This window comes from Paenibacillus rhizoryzae (assembly GCF_059686995.1).
This window is the reverse complement of record NZ_JCAALT010000002.1, coordinates 443819-460696: the sequence shown is the minus strand read 5'-3', so window position 1 is coordinate 460696 and position 16878 is coordinate 443819. Positions and strand designations below refer to the sequence as shown.

The 16878-nt window shown below is 51.0% G+C and carries 12 protein-coding genes; 10 read left to right on the top strand and 2 right to left on the bottom strand.

Annotated features, from left to right (window positions below):
* Positions 1-11 precede the first annotated feature (11 nt).
* The 7 genes from AC6ESO_RS07350 (at position 12) to AC6ESO_RS07320 (ending at position 9701) form a co-directional block, all read left to right on the top strand.
* Positions 12-1094 (top strand): Gfo/Idh/MocA family protein, encoded by a 1083-nt coding sequence (locus AC6ESO_RS07350; RefSeq protein ID WP_497090801.1) that lies wholly within the window; start codon positions 12-14, stop codon positions 1092-1094.
* A gap of 171 nt (positions 1095-1265) precedes the next feature.
* A complete protein-coding gene (locus AC6ESO_RS07345) occupies positions 1266-3014 on the top strand; it encodes a sensor histidine kinase (RefSeq protein WP_497090800.1) in 1749 nt (582 codons plus the stop codon).
* Between the two features lie 8 nt (positions 3015-3022).
* Positions 3023-4711 carry a response regulator transcription factor gene (locus AC6ESO_RS07340; RefSeq protein WP_497090799.1) on the top strand — a complete coding sequence of 563 codons (1689 nt, stop codon included), beginning with the start codon at positions 3023-3025 and terminating at the stop codon, positions 4709-4711.
* 92 nt (positions 4712-4803) lie between these two features.
* Entirely contained in the window at positions 4804-6519 is a 1716-nt protein-coding gene (locus AC6ESO_RS07335) for an extracellular solute-binding protein (protein ID WP_497090798.1), read from the top strand.
* A 78-nt stretch (positions 6520-6597) separates the two neighbouring features.
* Positions 6598-7509 (top strand): ABC transporter permease, encoded by a 912-nt coding sequence (locus AC6ESO_RS07330; protein ID WP_497090797.1) that lies wholly within the window; start codon positions 6598-6600, stop codon positions 7507-7509.
* 18 nt (positions 7510-7527) lie between these two features.
* Positions 7528-8412, top strand: a complete 885-nt coding sequence (locus AC6ESO_RS07325) for an ABC transporter permease subunit (RefSeq protein ID WP_494818227.1) — start codon at positions 7528-7530, stop codon at positions 8410-8412.
* Between the two features lie 14 nt (positions 8413-8426).
* A complete protein-coding gene (locus AC6ESO_RS07320; protein ID WP_497090796.1) occupies positions 8427-9701 on the top strand; it encodes a Gfo/Idh/MocA family protein in 1275 nt (424 codons plus the stop codon).
* Between the two features lie 204 nt (positions 9702-9905).
* Here the strand turns inward: AC6ESO_RS07320 and AC6ESO_RS07315 are convergent, their stop codons facing one another.
* Together AC6ESO_RS07315 and AC6ESO_RS07310 are read right to left on the bottom strand one after the other, a co-directional pair.
* Positions 9906-10466 (bottom strand): GNAT family N-acetyltransferase, encoded by a 561-nt coding sequence (locus tag AC6ESO_RS07315; protein WP_497090795.1) that lies wholly within the window; start codon positions 10464-10466, stop codon positions 9906-9908.
* 25 nt (positions 10467-10491) lie between these two features.
* Positions 10492-10962, bottom strand: coding sequence for a heme-degrading domain-containing protein (locus tag AC6ESO_RS07310; protein ID WP_497090794.1), 471 nt, complete (start codon positions 10960-10962; stop codon positions 10492-10494).
* 200 nt (positions 10963-11162) lie between these two features.
* Here AC6ESO_RS07310 and AC6ESO_RS07305 point away from each other — a divergent pair, with 200 nt between their 5' ends.
* The 3 genes from AC6ESO_RS07305 (at position 11163) to AC6ESO_RS07295 (ending at position 16734) form a co-directional block, all read left to right on the top strand.
* A complete protein-coding gene (locus AC6ESO_RS07305; protein ID WP_497090793.1) occupies positions 11163-13205 on the top strand; it encodes a hypothetical protein in 2043 nt (680 codons plus the stop codon).
* Positions 13206-13339: 134 nt separating this feature from the next.
* Positions 13340-15085, top strand: coding sequence for a sensor histidine kinase (locus AC6ESO_RS07300; protein WP_497090792.1), 1746 nt, complete (start codon positions 13340-13342; stop codon positions 15083-15085).
* Between the two features lie 5 nt (positions 15086-15090).
* Positions 15091-16734, top strand: coding sequence for a response regulator (locus AC6ESO_RS07295; RefSeq protein WP_497090791.1), 1644 nt, complete (start codon positions 15091-15093; stop codon positions 16732-16734).
* Positions 16735-16878 lie beyond the last annotated feature (144 nt).

Genomic DNA, 16878 nt, shown 5'->3' with positions numbered 1-16878 from the left:
AGGGATTAGAAATGGGTCGAATACGTTTTGGGATTGTCGGCGGCGGATGGCGAACGGAGTTTTATCTGCGTATTGCAAAGGAAATGCCGGAGCAGTTTGAAGTGAGCGGTGTCGTAGTCCGGAATGAAGAGAAAGCTAGGAAGCTGGCAGCCGCTTGGCAAGTGCCGGTATATCGCACCACTGCTGCTATGCTGGAGCAGGCAGAGCCGCTATTTGTCGTGTCGTCGGTTCCATGGGATGCGAATCCGGGCGTAATCGAAGAATTAGCATTAGCCGGAATGCCGGTCCTATCCGAGACGCCGCCGGCGCCGGATGTAGAAGCACTTATCCGTTTGAATGAGAAGTTTGGCGACAGCCGCATTCAAGTTGCGGAGCAGTATTTGTTTCAGCCGCTTCATGCTGCTCGAATAGCAATCGCGCAGTCCGGGAAACTCGGAACCGTGTCTCAAGCCCAGTTGTCGGCGGCACACGGGTATCATGGGATTAGTCTATTGCGTCAATTCCTTGGCATCACGTTCGAGAACGCCGTCATCCAAGCTTCGCGTTTTCGTTCACCCCTGGTCAATGGACCGGGCCGAGACGGAGCGCCGAAGGAGCATCGGCTTATGGAGTCCGATCAGGTCATCGCCTCGCTCGCTTTTAATGGCAAACTAGCAATCTATGATTTCACGGGGGATCAATACTTCTCGTGGATTCGCAGTCAACGTCTGCTTGTACGCGGGGAATCCGGTGAAATGAACAATAAAGAAATCCGTTATCTGAAGGATTATCTGACTCCGATTGAGTTGGAGCTTCGCAGGCAGAATGCAGGGGAGAACGGGAATCTCGAAGGCTATTATTTCAAAGGCATCCTAGCCGGAGATGAGTGGGTCTACCGGAATCCGTTTACTCCGGGCAGGCTGACCGATGATGAGATTGCGATTGCAACCTCCCTGGCGAAGATGGCCGAATATGCGGCATGCGGGCCGAGCTTCTACAGTTTAGCAGAAGCTTCGCAGGATCATTATTTGAGTATAAAGATCAATGAAGCGCTCGGAACAGGCGCGACGGTCCAAACGGAAACACAGCCATGGGCTGCTTCAAATACGAGATAAAGCCTATTGCAGAAGGGTCAGCTGAGAACCGACGGTTCTCAAGCTGGCCCTTTTTTTACATCAATCCGACTTACTAAATTGCAGTGCAAATTTTTTGTAAATGAGTGATAATGTGACAAAAGGCAACAGAAATCAGTAGCAGAAGGGGAAACTTGAGGGGATGTGTCGCCCGTGAAAACGAAGTTTAGACTGGCAAATCTGCATGTGTATCAGAAGGTTATACTGATTTTCATCTTGCTGATTGTGCCCCTGCTCTTAATCAATCTGCGCATGAATACGACAGGCGCGTCCTTCATCAAGCAAGAATATACGAATTCGATTAACTCCAACGTGAAGTTTTATTCCCGTCAGCTTAACGATCAGATTGCATTTATCCGTAATTTGCAGCTTCAGTTTCTGAATGATTCGGACCTGCAGAAGCTTAGTTTTATTGGGAAACGATTAGAGGGCTACGAACAATTCCAGCTCGTGAACCGCGTGCGGGAGCGGCTGCTATTGATCCAAAACTCTAGCGAATTTCTGGTAAACACCGGCGTGTACGTGAAGTCGCTGGAGAAAACCTTCTCTGTCAGGGCCGGTATCAAGGATCTGCCTAACGCGGAATTCGATGCGATATCATCTTATCGAGAAGCTGACCAGACGCAGCCGGTGTACAGCAAGAACGGAAGGCTGTACTTCATCGCTTCCAGCAACAATGGCAGAATTGTTTCGTTCATGGAGATTTCCAAACCGAAGCTGGAAGAAACGCTGCGCCGATTTGTGGAGAGCTACGAGGATTCCGGAGCGGCGCTGTCCAATGATGATTTTACAACGACGATCGCCGTGAAGATGGACAAGGATATTTTCAGCCAAATTCAGAAGCACGTTGCCAGCACTAGCAGTAATACCTCGTTGGAGGATCCCATCCGTACAGATACGCTGCGGCTTGGCAATCATAAATATTTGATTACATCTAGCGACATTCAGATGTTCGGCATGACGATCTTCACCTACATCAATCAGAATGAAGTGCTCGGTCCTATTCGGACGTTCAACTTCTGGTATATTATCCTGTCCACGGTATCCGTTGCTGTTCTGATTGTCTTCTCCTTCTCGGTCAACGTCATGATCCATCGACCACTCAAACGATTAATTCAAGCCTTCAAAATACTGGAAACCGACAACTTGAATATTTCCATTCGGCCGCAAGGGGATATTGAATTCGGTTATCTCTATCGAAGCTTCGACCGAATGGTAGACAAGCTTAGAGGCTCCATTCAAGAGAACTATGAGCAGAAAATCGCGCTGCAGCACTCCGAGTTGAAGCAGCTGCAATCGCAAATTAATCCCCATTTTCTATACAACAGCTTCTTCAATATCTACATGATCAGCAGAAGCGGTGATGCGGAGAATGCGGCGACGCTGGCACAAAGGCTCGGCAGCTACTATCAATTTATAACGCGCAGCGGCAGCGACGAAGTTACGCTTGATCAAGAATATCGCCATGCGGTGGATTATTGCGATATTCAGGGCATCCGCTTCTCGAATCGGATTACCATTGAAACGGCTAAACTGCCGGAGGTTTGCAAGTCGCTGCTGGTACCGAGATTGCTGATTCAGCCGGTGGTGGAGAACGCCTTCGAGCATGCCTTCGAGGATGGGATGAGGCGAGGGAATGTCGCAGTCAACGTGGGATACGAGGAGGATACGCTGTGCATCTCCGTCGAAGATGACGGAGACACCTTAACGGACGAAGCGCTCGAGCTGCTTCGCGAGCGGCTTGACGATGTTTCTGCTTCCCAGGAGAAGACCGGTTTGTTCAACGTTTGCCGGCGCATCCGGCTCAAATTCGGGCAGCGCAGCGGCATCTTCGTTTCTCGCAGTACACTCGGCGGGCTAAAAGCTGACATTATCATTCATTTTAACGAGATGGGAGTTTGAGAGATTCCATGTATCGATTACTCATTGTAGACGATGAACCCGCTATCGTTGACGGCCTTGTTCAACATTTTCAGAATGTGGACTCATTAGAACTCGATGTATGTAAAGCGTATTCGCCTCTTGAAGCACTCGCCATTGTGAAGAAAACCAAGATTGATTTGGTCATCAGCGATATTCGGATGCCGGGGAAGAGCGGCTTGCAATTGGCGGATGATATTCTCTTCTACTGGCCGGCTTGCCGGATCATTCTGCTTACGGGATACAGCGAATTCGATTACGTGTACAGCGCCATTCAGAAGAATATCGACAACTACATTCTGAAGACGGAAGGCATCGAAACAATCGTGGCGGCAGTCCTTGCTGCCATCGACAAGCTGGATCAAGCAAATCAAATACAGGCCGCACTAGAGCAGGCCAAGCAGCAGCTGACAGTCGCGGAGCCGCATCTCAAGAAGCAGTTTTTCGAAGCGCTGCTGCTCGGGGAGAAAGCGCTCGACCTGTGGCAGTCGCCTTATTTTGCAGGACTAACGATGAGACTGAGCAGCCGCGACCATGTCATGATGATTGTCGGAAGGATGGACCGTTACGACCATGTACCAACGACTTACATGGATAAATTGAAGTTGTACTTATCCATTCAAGACGTGCTGCGGCATCAACTGCCGTCGCACTTTCATGCGGAGACTGTCGTGCATGACTCGTCCCTGCTCGTATGGTTTATTCAGCCTGCGGAGGATGCCGGAATGTTTAAGAATGGCGAGGGTATCACGCAATGGGAAGATATTTCGGAATATCTCAAAGGGATGCTGGAGCCCGTTCAGGATCAATGCCGCCATGCGCTTAATGCCGATGTATCGTTTGCGATCAGCCGCTCTGCCGTGGGTTGGGATGGTGCGGCAGCGGAATTCGAACGGTTGAAGTCGTCGATGAAGAAATGCTCGCTCTTCGGTCAGCCGATGTCCATTATTCATCTGGGCGATATGGACGATGTCATTAAGGCGGAGAGACCGCATCCCTCCACAGAGCTGTCCACCGGTATGTTCAACAAGCAGCTCGATGCTTTGCAGCGCAGTTTGGAAGCGGGTGATGAGCAGGCAGCCGTTAAGCTGACCTCGGAGCTCTATGCCCATGTTGAACTTAATTTATCTTCCAACTCGTTAATCGGGATGGAAAGATACTATCAATTCGTGCTGGTTATTATTACGCAAATGACGCAGGTTCGCCCTTCGGAGATATCGTATGAAGAAGAAGCATGGACGCTTGATCTCAATGCTTCCAAGGAGCAGCTGCTAGAGCTTGTCCATAAGCTATGTGCGCAGAAGAAGGAGCAGCAGAATAAGAGCGAGCATCTCATTATCGAACGGATTCACCGATTTATCGCGGAGCACTTAGGCCGTGACCTGTCTCTCGCGAGAATAGCGGAGTCGGTTTATTTTAACCCCTCGTATCTATCCAGGTTCTATAAACAGCTGACGGGGAGGACGCTGTCCGACTATATGAATGCGACAAGGGCAGATGCCGCGCGGCACATGCTGGAGGAAACGCAGATGAAAGTGAATGAAATTGCGCTGCGGCTCGGGTTCGAATCTCCTTCGTATTTCACGGCCTTTTTCCGCAAAATGACAGGCAGCACCCCTCAAGAATATCGGGAATCGGTCCTATTGCGAAGAGATGGTAAAGAAAACAGAAGCATGTAAAGATGTTTATAGAGCGAGCCCCCTGCCGCTCACCTTATGATGAAATAGCAAGGTCAAACGCAGTGAAAACAATCTTAATGGGGGGAAACAAAATGAACAGATGGGCAAGTTCTTTTCTGATTATCTCATTAATCGCCACCATGACCGCATGCTCAAGCAATAACAACACTGCAACAGATCAAGCCGAAGAGACCGATCAGGCAGTCGCAACGGACAATGCAACCACAACTACGGATCAGACAGACGATGCAGCAACGGAGAACGCGGATCCACTAGGAAAATACGACAAGACGTTAACGGTAACCGAAGTACTCGGGTACGGTCCACCGGAAGATCCGAAGACACCACCCGGTTTAACGCCGGAGCAGAATGCGTACCTGAAGGATCTGAAGGATCAGCTGAACATCGATTTGAAATACAAGTGGACGGTGCCAACCGACCAGTACGAGCAGAAATTCTCGCTTTCCATTGCTTCAGGAGACCTGCCGGACATTATGGATGTGGATATCCGCAACTTTGAGAAATTCAAGAATCAAGGCGTGCTGGCTGATTTAACCGACGCTTACGATAAATACGCTTCGCCGACGCTGAGAAAATTCATGGAATCCGATGGCGGGCAGGCAATGAAGTCACTGACTTCGGATGGCAAGCTGTACGGTATTCCGGGTTTCGAGGAGCCGTTCTTATCGACGCAGATTCTATGGATTCGTGCGGACTGGCTGAAGAACGTGAATCTGGAAGCTCCGAAAACGATCGATGATTTAGAGAAAATCGCGACCGCATTCGTCAATAACGATCCCGATAAGAACGGTAAGAAAGATACGTACGGCCTTGCGCTGCAGAAGAACATCGTGAACTGGGGATTCGATACGCGCGGCTTGTTCTTCGGCTTTAATGCGTATCCGAGCGGATGGATTAAAGGCAGCGACGGCAAGCTGGTGCCGGGCGAGATTCAGCCCGAGATGAAACCGGCGCTCAGCAAGCTGCAAAGCTGGTATAAGAACGGCATTCTCGATAAGGAATTCGCGCTCAAAGACGAGAACAAGGTCGTCGAAGATATCGTCGGCAGTAAAGTCGGCATGCTGTACGGCGAATGGTGGCTCCCGAACTGGCCGCTTAATTTAAACAAAGATGCTGATCCGAACGCAGAATGGATTTGCGTGCAAATTCCGTCCCTTGACGGTTCACCGGGTAAGTCGCTTGTACCGAAAGTACGCATGGGACATATCGTTGTCGTAAACAGCAAGTTCAGCAACCCGGAAGCTGCGATTAAGATGATCAACTTCTATATCGAGATGAACACGAAAGCGCATTACGATACGAACAAACCGGAGAATGGCTACGTCTACAACTGGTTCGTGCCGCGCATTTACAATCCGGTCGAAATTCAAACGATTCATGACGAAGTCAACAATGCGATTGCGAACAAGCTGAATACGGTGAGCGAGGACATCCCGTACTACGTCAACATCCAGAAGCCGCTTGAAGCAACGCAGAAATTCCTTGCAGGCGACAAAACCGGATGGGGCCTCTACTCCAGCCGTGTTTCGAAAGACGGAGGCTGGGGCCTTACAAGCCAAATTCGCGACAGCAATCAATTCGTGTACAACGAGTTCTACGGCTCTGCAACGGAATCGCAGGTCGAGAACGGTGCGCAGCTTGATAAGCTGATGAATGAAACGTTCACGAAGATCATTATGGGTGAATCGATCGACAGCTTCGATAAATTCGTGAGCAGCTGGAAAGCGCTCGGCGGCGACGATGTAACGGCAGAAGTGAACGATTGGTACAGCAGCGCATCGAAATAATGAGAACGGCAGAAACGGCGGAAGACGCTTACGCAAGTAAGCTCTTCCCCGCTGCTTCTTACTGGAGGCGGAACCTTGATGAAACAGCAGGCAATGCGGAGAAGCCGGTTCGTACGGCAATTGCCATTCCATATCATGCTCATCCCCGGAATCATCGTTACACTCATTTATGCCTATGGTCCGATGTTCGGAATTGTCATGGCCTTTCAGAAATTCGATCCTGTACTAAGCTTCTGGAAATCCAAATTCGTCGGCTGGAAAAACTTCCGCTACATGTTTCACCTGCCGGATATGAATCAAGTCATCTGGAATACAGTGGTGATCTCCGTTCTCAAGATCGCCTTTGGGCTGGCCATTCCGCTTATTCTTGCCTTGTTGCTCAATGAGCTCAGCAGAGATTGGTTTAAGCGAATCATTCAAACGAGTATTTTTCTGCCGTTCTTCCTCTCGTGGACGGTGCTTGGCGGTGTCATTCTGGAGCTGTTTTCCTTGAAAGGGCCGATCAATGATTTGCTCGCCGGTACGGGGATCGAACCGATTATGTTTATGGGCCAAGGCGATTGGTTTCGGGCCATCATCGTAGGCTCCGAGGTTTGGAAGGGCATGGGCTACAATATGATCATTTTCCTGGCAGCCATTGCAGGGATCAATTCAAATTTGTATGAAGCGGCCGAGGTGGACGGAGCGGGAAAATGGAAGCAGGTTGTCCATATCACGCTGCCGGGCATGGCGCCGATCATTATATTGCTCGCTACGCTTAGCTTAGGCAATATTCTAAATGCCGGATTCGATCAAATTCTGATCCTGTATAATCCGGTCGTCTACGAGAGTGCGGATATTCTCGATACGTTCGTATACCGGCTCGGGATATTCAACCAGCAATATGCGCCCGCAGCTGCTGTCGGATTGTTTAAGTCCGCGATTTCCTTAGGTTTGGTAGGCATATCCTATTACTTAGCATACCGGTTCACCAAGTATAGAATCTTCTAAGAGACTGGGGGAGATGACATGGTTTATCGAGCATCCTGGGGCAGAGTCCTGTTCATGGTTGTGAATACGATCGTGCTGGTAGCAGTGACTTTGCTGGGCATATTACCGTTCATTCATCTGCTTTCAGTCAGCTTAAGCTCCAACATTGCCGCAGTGGCTGCACAGGTTAAGCTATGGCCCGTCGGATTCACATTAGATGCCTATCAATATTTAGCGCAAAAGGTGGAGTTTATTCGTTCCTTGAAAGTGTCCCTGGAACGCGTTATTCTCGGCACGGCGCTCAGCATGTTTCTGACGATCATTACGGCATATCCGTTATCGAAGAGCCGAGAACAGTTTGATTTCCGCACGCTGTATGTATGGTTCTTCGCGATTACGATGTTTTTCGGCGGCGGCTTGATTCCGACCTATATCGTAGTCAAAGAAACCGGTCTGATTGACAGCATTTGGGCTCTGATTGTCCCCGGAGCGCTTAATGTGTGGAATATGGTGATGCTGCTCAACTTCTTCCGTAATATCCCGAAGGATATGGAAGAAGCGGCCACGATTGATGGGGCAGGCCAATGGGCGATTCTGATACGCGTCTATCTGCCGGTGTCCTTGCCTTCGCTTGCGACCATTCTCTTGTTCACGATCGTCGGTCATTGGAACTCCTGGTTCGACGGTATCTTATACATGAATTCACCGGAGAAATATCCGCTTCAGACGTACTTATCGACACTGGTGACGGCTATTAATAAAGCAGCGATATCCATCGATGACTTGAAACGGCTGGAAGAAGTCAGTGAGAAAACATTGCGAACGGCTCAAATTTTCTTGGGCGCTTTGCCGATCATGCTTGTTTATCCGTTCCTGCAGCGTTACTTCATCAAAGGCATTACGGTTGGCAGTGTAAAAGAGTAGGAGATGAGCGTCTCATGAGCAAAGTGAAGATTGCCTTAATCGGAGCGGGACTGCGCGGACAAAATTACGTCGATTATGCGCTCGCACATCCGGATGAGATGGAAGTAGTGGCGGTAGCCGATCCCAACCTTGATCGGCGAGATCGATTGAAGCAGCGCCATGGGATAGATGGGCGCATGTGCTATGACGATTGGCGCGAATTGCTTGCGCAGCCGAAGTTTGCGGATGCCGTGCTGATCTGCACGCAGGATAAGATGCACTACGAGCCGACGATGATGGCGCTTGACGCGGGTTATCATGTGCTGCTTGAGAAGCCCATGTCACCGGACCCGCAAGAGTGCCTAGAGATGGGGGAGAAAGCGCAGCAGTCGGGGCTCATCTTCTCGATCTGCCATGTGCTTCGGTATACGAATTTCTTCCGTACAGTGAAACGGCTGCTCACGGAAGGGCAGATCGGTCAACTAATGTCCATTCAGCATAATGAGAATGTAGGTTATTGGCATCAAGCGCACAGCTTCGTTCGCGGCAATTGGCGCAATGCGGAAGAATCGAGCCCGATGATTCTGGCGAAGTCTTGTCATGACATGGATATCTTGTTATGGCTGGCGGGAGCGGATTGTACACGCCTATCCTCCTTCGGCTCACTCTCCTACTTCAATGCTTCCAATGCTCCGGAGGGAGCGCCAAAGCGATGTACGGATGGTTGCCCTGTGGCCGATGAATGCTTATATTATGCGCCTAATGTCTACCTCGGGGACTCCGAAAGCTGGATGGCGGCGGCCATAAGTGATGATCTGAGTCCGGAAGCAAGGCTCAAAGCGCTGCAGGTAGGGCCGTACGGACGCTGTGTCTACCATTGCGATAATAATGTGGTGGATCATCAGGTCGTCAGTATGGAGTTTGCCAATGAAGTGACAGCGGTCTTCACCATGAGCGCGTTTACACAGGAATGCAGCCGGACGTTGAAGCTGATGGGCACGAAAGGCGAGATCCGAGCTGCAATGGAGAAGAACGAAATCGAGTTGATTCGATTCGGCGGTCATACGCCGGAGAAGATTTCACTAGAAATGCCCGGCGGCCATGCCGGCCATGGCGGCGGAGACTATGGGTTAATGAGCGACTTTATCGGACTCGTGAAGTCGGACGGCGGTGCCGGCGATAGTTTGACTTCTGCGGCCAAATCGGTGCAAAGCCATATGATGGCATTCGCTGCGGAGGCATCTCGTTTAGAGAAACGCGTGATTGAGCTGGATGCTTTTAGCGGAGTGGGTTTAAGGGTTTGGGGTTGAGTTGGGATTGTGGGCTGCCGAGTGAATGACTCGGCAGCCTTTTGATTCATGTGCAGCCCGGGGGAATGATATCTGCGAAATGTTGTCTAATATGCAACATGAAGACGGTTGCAGCATCTCCGTTACCCTACACCAGCACAGCAAAAAGGACTGCCTCAAAAGTCGCCATGCGCACTTTGGAAACAGTCCTCTTGTATCTATTGCTTATACTCGTTTCACCATACGGCGATAGTCGCTGTCGCCGATGCGCAGCATGTCGTCTTCCTGGTAGCCGCTTGCGAGATAAAGCCGATAAGCCCGCTCGTTATAGGTTTCGACGATTAGCGCCGCACGCTCGAATCCGAGCTGAGCCGCGCGCTGCTCGGCGGCTGCCATGAGAAGCTTGGCAATCCCTTGTCCGCGATATTGCTCCGATACGGCCAGCGCGTCCAGATAGAATTCGCCATCTCGCGCCTCACGGACAATAACGCTGTTTTCTTTGCCGGGTCTGTTGCGAAGCTTCGCTAGGAATGGCTCGTCCAGCAGCGCTGCATCGTTACCGGAATAGGCCACGACCATGCCGGCAATTCGGCCTTCTTTCTCGGCCACGATCACATTGCCGTAGCTGACCCGATTGCCCGGCTGCTTGTAGAATTCGGTCAGCAGCTCTGCCGCCTCGATTTCATCCGATGCTCCCGTAAGTAGATAAGCAATCGAACCGATCGCTTCGAGCAGCAGCGGAATGACCTCCGGGGCGTCGTCTCTTGCCGCGATACGCGTAATCACTGCCATAACACTCCTTGTGACGCGATTATTTTCCTAGTAGAAACTCTCCCAATACATCCACGATAATCTGGTGGTCCAGCTCACCCGGCAGTCCGGACGCTGTAATCGTCCCTACGATGCCAACATTCTTGATGATCAGCGGGAAGGAGCCGCCTTCAGCCGCATAATCTTTCGGGTCAAGGTGAGATGCTTCAATAGAGGAGCCGTTTGCTTTAAACTCGACATGCATGAAGTACGAGCTGTGAGCGAAATGGTGAACGACGTTCCGTTTACGCTGAATCCATTGATCGTTGTTTGCATTTGTTCCGTTCATTTTGCTATGGAATAATAGCTCGCCGTTTCTTACGATCGTGACCGCGATTGCTTTGTCCTCTTGCTGCGCTCTCTCAATGATCTTCGTACCGATCTGAAAAGCGGTTTCGTTCGTAAACGTGGAGAATTGAAGCTCGTTCTCCTGTTGCTGCAGTTGCTCTAGCAAAGCTTGGTATTCACTCATATGTAGCACTTCCTATCGGCTGATTTTTTCACCTCTAATACTATGCTTTAACCTAGGCTTCGTCAAACTTGGGGCCGTGTTGCGGCACGCAATGGCATGGTCTATTCGGACAATTGCTTAGGCAGGAATGGACTTCCGGTGCTCGAATAGGATGGGATAGAGGACGACCTGATTTCCTCACATGGAAGGAGTGATCGGAAGTGCCGGAATTTACGCAGGGCAGCTATGGAGGAGAATCGATACGATTAGCTAACGAGCATATGCGGATTGACGTGCATAAGAGATTGACCGGATGGGGATGGGCGGAAGTATTTTCGGCAGATGAGCGGTTTATGGGGGTACTGGAGCATTTCGGTGAGATGCTGCTGCGGGATCAGGAAATTCCGATTCGGATGGAATCGGAGTCGTACGAGCGGACACAATCGGATGAAGGAGAGTCGCTGACGTTTCAGGTGAAGGCGCTCGTCGTGCAGCAGAAGCTGAAAGGCACTTCGTTCGATACTTGGATTCAGTATCCTTTCGATGCGGCGTTGATGGATGGCGAAGTGAAGCTGACATTATTGCGTGATCAGCCTATATTGAAGCTGGCATATAGGTTTGTTTCACACTATAACCTGTTCGTTCGTTATGTCAGAGGGCCGTGGGTTAAAGTCGGTGCGGATTCATTCGGAGCGAACAAGACGGATGCCATCTTCCCCGGCGTGGAATGGCTGGAGGGCGAGGAGTGGTCAAGCGGCACAGATTGGTTCAAGGACCCATGGGCGCTCAGAGTCGCGCCTCATCCGAATAAGGTAGCTTTCCCGGTGATGGCGGTCAGCCACGAAGGTACGGCGGTTGGTCTGTCGTGGGACCCGGCGCTGCATGCAACCCGCTGGTTCAACTACCGCATTCATGCGCAGCAGCCGGTATTCGCTTCGCCGAATTTCATAGACAGAAGGAATCATCATCTACTCGGGCTGATGGTGCCCGATGCCCGAACCGAGCATGCCGAGAATCAAATTTATGCGGCAGAACCATTGGAGCTCCATCCGCAGCAGGTGGTGGCTTGGAATGCTGAGCTTGTCGTGATTCCGGGCCGATCGCTGGATGTGATGACGGATTGGATTACTCGCTCAGGAGGGCTCCCGGCACCGGCGGCACCAAGGTGGTCTTATGAGGAAACGCTTGATCGCATTGCACATGCCTATAACGAGCGATACTGGGAGGAAGGCCAAGGATTCGGAACGCCGCAGCATGAGAAAGGGTATTCACACCGCGTGCCGCGTTTCGCGGAAGCCTACATAGAACGACGCAAAGGGACTGCGCTAGCTGCTTCGCTGCAGGAGAAAGTCGACAAATGCAGAGCACTGGACGCGGCCTCTGGGAGCAACGGGAGTAGGGGCGAAGCGAGTGCATCGTCCGCTGATGACCGCTTACTGCTGAAGGGACTGCAGCTTCTGTCCCATCAAAAGGAAGACGGTGCATTCCCGTTCGATCCGGATGGGCGGCATTACATGAAGGATGATTTTGTCGTGGCGCGGGCCTTTCTTGAACCGATGGGTCATGCGGGGGATACGGCACTTGATTTATGCGTGGTGCCGGCGATCGAGCTGCTTCGGCTATGGAAAGCAACCGGGGATGAACGCTTGAAGGAGGGCGCTCTGCGCGCCATCGACTATTGCTTGCCGATGACAAGGCCGGAGGGCGGCGACTTCTGGGAGACGCCGCTGCATAGTCCGAACCTGTTCGCGGCAGGCCATGCGGCTATCGCGAATTGGCTCGCTCATCTGGCAACTGGCCGTGAGGTCTACAAGGAAAAGGCTGTGTATTGGATTCGTTCGGTTCTTCCTTTTACCCATCTGTGGCAGCCGGCAGATAAGCCCATGCTATACAATACGAAGCCGTGCTTCTGCTCAAGCGACTGGTATTTCGCCAATTGGGTGCGCGACCATGTGCAGTGGGAAGTGTTGGAAACGTTTGCGGAATCCTACAGGCTCGGCATCGACTGGGCGGACATTGATCCGGCCATCGATTGGACGCGTTATCGGGAGGGGATCACGAATGCGGCCATGCGCTGGATGATCGATCACCGTGATGCAACGTGGATGCCGCATAATTTGCAGCATACGAAGGTGTATTATGATCAAGGCTTGCTCGATGATTGCTTCGCCGATACGCATAATGCGGTCACCGGCTTGTATGGCGGGATGGCGATTATGCCGGATGTAATTGCGGTCAACTTGCTGGCGATGACGGAAGGTTAAGGTGAAGCTCACAGTTGCGGTCTGGACTGTGGGCTTCTATTTGTCTTGCTTGATTGTGAACCTGCCGCTATGATCATTCCTAGAGTTATTATGGGAAGACTGCCTAGTGATTGCGGATAGGAGGACTCATCGGAATGAATAAAATGAACACGCTCGGTTCCCGATTTATTTTGCTATTCTGCGCGATTACGATTCCGCTTCTGATTATTCTGTTCCTCGTAGGGAGTTACGCGAAGAGCGTCGTGCTCACCCAGGTAGCGAATTCCTATCAGAATCTGGTGAACTCCAACTTGAATATGATCGACAGAAGCCTGGAGGATATCACAACCAATATGGTGGATATCGTGAATAACAGCGATGAGTTCCAGCGATTCGGACAGCCGGGACTAACCGACTCGGATTATTATTTTGCACAGATGGAATTGATTCACCGCAATACGACCTATCAATCTTACTATCATACGGTCGATATGTTCTTCGTCTACTCCATGCCGAATGCTGCTCTGTATTCCACAAATTTAGTCGGGGCTGCTTCAGGCTACTATGAACCGGTTAGGGCATGGATCGACAGTTCGTTCCAGCGTCCGGAATTGCTCAAGCAATATTTGTACAAGTGGTCGGTTATTCGAATCAAAGACCAATATTTCTTGTATCGGCTGGTCAGCGACGACCTAACGAACAATGCCTACATCGGTGCCATTATCAACATCAACAGCTTGAAGACGCCGCTCGGTAACTTGGATGTGAAAGGCGGCGCAGGCGTCTTACTTGTAGGCGATGACGGCAGCGTACTGTCGAATCCTTCTGCGCCGCTGTCCACAATTACAAAGCTGCCCTCTGACAAAATAAAAGCGAACGGCTCCTTCACCGTGAAGGATGGAGACGCCAAGCTGCTTGCGATAAACAAACATTCGGGAACTGCGGGTATCAGCTACGCAGTCGTGGTTCCCAACTCGGAGCTGCTTAGCGGTTTAAGCCGCTTTCAAGCGGTTATCAACTTTCTTCCGCTGCTCGTATTCGCTATATTGGTGCTGTACTTATTTATTTTCCGTAACATTCTGTTCAATCCCATACGGCATCTGCTCGGCGCCATTCGGAGGATCAAAGAAGGCGACATGAGCACAAGGCTCCCGAATTCGCAAATTGCGGAATTTGCGATCATTAACCATACATTCAACAACATGGTCGAAGAGATTACCCATTTGAAAATCGACGTATACGAGGAGAACCTGCGGGCGCAGCAAGCGGAGCTGAAGCATTTGCAGACGCAGATCAATCCGCATTTCTTCCTGAACACGATGAATATTATTTTTCAATTGGCGGATTTGAAGCGAAATGAACTGGTGAAGAAAACCGTTCGGCACATGGTCCACTATTTCCGGTTCAGTCTGCGGACGAAGCGCGATGCGATTACGCTCGAACAGGAGCTGGAGCATATCCGCAACTACTTGGAGATTCAGAAAATGCGATTCCAAGATTCATTTAGCTTCGAGATTCACGTGCCGGACGACTTATTGCGCGCTAAACTGCCTTCGCTGGTTGTGCAGCCGTTCGTAGAGAATGCGATGATTCATGGCATGAGCGTGAAGAATGCTCCGTTTATCCTGCAATTGTCGGCACGACGTACCCAGGGCGGCGAGCAAGAAATGATGGAGATTGCAATCGAAGATAACGGTAAAGGCATGACGGCCGAGAAGCTCGCCGAATTGAATGATGACGGGTACGCGCCGGATTCGGAAGATAATCATATCGGAATTTGGAATGTGAAGAAGCGATTAACGATGCAATATGGGAATAAGGCTGAGCTGGGTTTTTATCCGAACGAGCGAAGTGGCGTAAGGATTCGTCTCCTGCTGCCGATTGAATATGCGGAGGAGTGAAGGTTATGGTGAAACAGTGTACGATGCTGATTGTCGATGACGAGAAGTTCGCCATTGAAGGCATCATGAATTGCAAGGATTGGGCAGCGCTTGGGATTGAAGCTGTGTGGTCGGCCAGCAGCGCTGATGAAGCCAGGGCGGTTATGCTGGAGAAGCCGATCGATCTGCTGATCTGCGATATCGAGATGCCTGATGAGGATGGGCTGTCGCTTGTTCGCTGGGTGAAGGAGCATTACCCGCTGACGGAATTTGTGTTTCTGACCTGTCACAGCGAATTTACGTATGCGAAGCAGGCGGTTCATCTGGGGAGCTTCGATTATTTGCTTAAACCGGTGGACAGCGACGAGCTGGCACAGGTTGTCGAGCGCATGATCGAATCTATCCATGAACGAAGAGAGCAGTCGGATTATAACGAGAAGTACCGAAAATATTACGCGTTATATAACAAACAGCAGCCGCTGCTGGTCGAGCATTTCTGGCAGGACATGCTATCGCGCCGGATTATGTCTTTCGGGGATTTTCTGGATCGTGCGCTGCAGGATGCTCAAGTCGCGCTGTCATCCGGCGATTATGTGCAGCCTATTCTGATCAGTCTGGAAGAGTGGACGAAGGTGCTGCCGGAGCGGGATCAGGAAATTCTGGAGTATGCGGTGAAGAAAGCGGCCGAGGAAATGCTGCTGGAAGGCCGGCGCGGACATGCGGTCTTGGACAGGAATGGATTTCTGTTCGTGTTGGTGTACGGTGATCAAGGTGACGGAGATGGCAACGACAATGATAATGGCGATGGTCCGGATGGCTGGGTTCAAGCAGCGGAGCGTTTCAAAATGGCTTGCCTGTCTTTCTTCTACTGTCAGATTTCCTGTTACATCGGATATCGTGCGCCGCTGCAAGAGCTGCCGGGATTGTGCGACGGTTTGAAGGATATGGAGCGAAACAATGTGACAAAACCGCATTCGGTGCTGCTTTATAATAAAGCTGCAGTTGCGGCGGTGGTGGCTGCTTCGTCATCGAATGAGTCGGTGAGCATCAATATTGCCGAGTGGATGAGTGTGATCTCGAGCGGCAACCGCGATAAAGTGATCGCATTAATCGGGCAGCATGTGTCGAAGCTGGAGCAAAATCCGAATAGCTCGCCGAAGCAGCTTGAAGCGTATTTGCATGCGTTTTTGCAGGTGATCTATCATTTCCTATACGGCCGCGGTATCGCTGTAAGCCAGATTCCGAATTTCACGATGTGGTCAACGGCGCAGATCCGGACGCTCGCCCAGTTTAAATATTGGGCTGTCCATTTGGTATCCGCAGTGATGGATACCGTGTTTCGCGATAAGGAAGCGGACGGCTTCGTGCAGAAAGCGATCTACTTCATGCGCGAGAACGTCGAGGAGGATATCTCCCGCGAGGATGTGGCCACTTATGTGAATCTCAATCCGGCATACCTCTCCCGGCTCTTCAAGAAAGAGACGGATCGGAACTTGATCGATTATCTGATCGAAACGAAGGTGAACCGCGCGAAGCATCTGCTCGATTCAACGGACATGACCGTCAGTGCAATCGCCCAGCAGGTGGGCTATTCGAACTTCTCGCATTTTACGAGGACGTTCAAGAAGCATACCGGCGTGAACCCGCAGGAGTACCGGAAGCAGTCTTAGATGAGCGGATGATATAAAGAGTGAAAAGGGACATGGCCGCTGGCGGCCATGTTTTTTTGTGCGCTGCTAAAAGCTGGCAGCCCCGGCAGTGCAGCGATGAAATCAGAATCGGCTAGTTAAGTGAAAGAGTAGCTCCCAGAGCAA

Bases quoted from the DNA above. Each gene is read 5' to 3' on its own strand.
- AC6ESO_RS07350 (WP_497090801.1), top strand. From the start codon at position 12: ATGGGTCGAATACGTTTTGGGATTGTCGGCGGCGGATGGCGAACGGAG.
- AC6ESO_RS07340 (WP_497090799.1), top strand. From the start codon at position 3,023: ATGTATCGATTACTCATTGTAGACGATGAACCCGCTATCGTTGACGGC.
- AC6ESO_RS07335 (WP_497090798.1), top strand. From the start codon at position 4,804: ATGAACAGATGGGCAAGTTCTTTTCTGATTATCTCATTAATCGCCACC.
- AC6ESO_RS07330 (WP_497090797.1), top strand. From the start codon at position 6,598: ATGAAACAGCAGGCAATGCGGAGAAGCCGGTTCGTACGGCAATTGCCA.
- AC6ESO_RS07325 (WP_494818227.1), top strand. From the start codon at position 7,528: ATGGTTTATCGAGCATCCTGGGGCAGAGTCCTGTTCATGGTTGTGAAT.
- AC6ESO_RS07320 (WP_497090796.1), top strand. From the start codon at position 8,427: ATGAGCAAAGTGAAGATTGCCTTAATCGGAGCGGGACTGCGCGGACAA.
- AC6ESO_RS07310 (WP_497090794.1), bottom strand. From the start codon at position 10,962: ATGAGTGAATACCAAGCTTTGCTAGAGCAACTGCAGCAACAGGAGAAC.
- AC6ESO_RS07300 (WP_497090792.1), top strand. From the start codon at position 13,340: ATGAATAAAATGAACACGCTCGGTTCCCGATTTATTTTGCTATTCTGC.
- AC6ESO_RS07295 (WP_497090791.1), top strand. From the start codon at position 15,091: ATGGTGAAACAGTGTACGATGCTGATTGTCGATGACGAGAAGTTCGCC.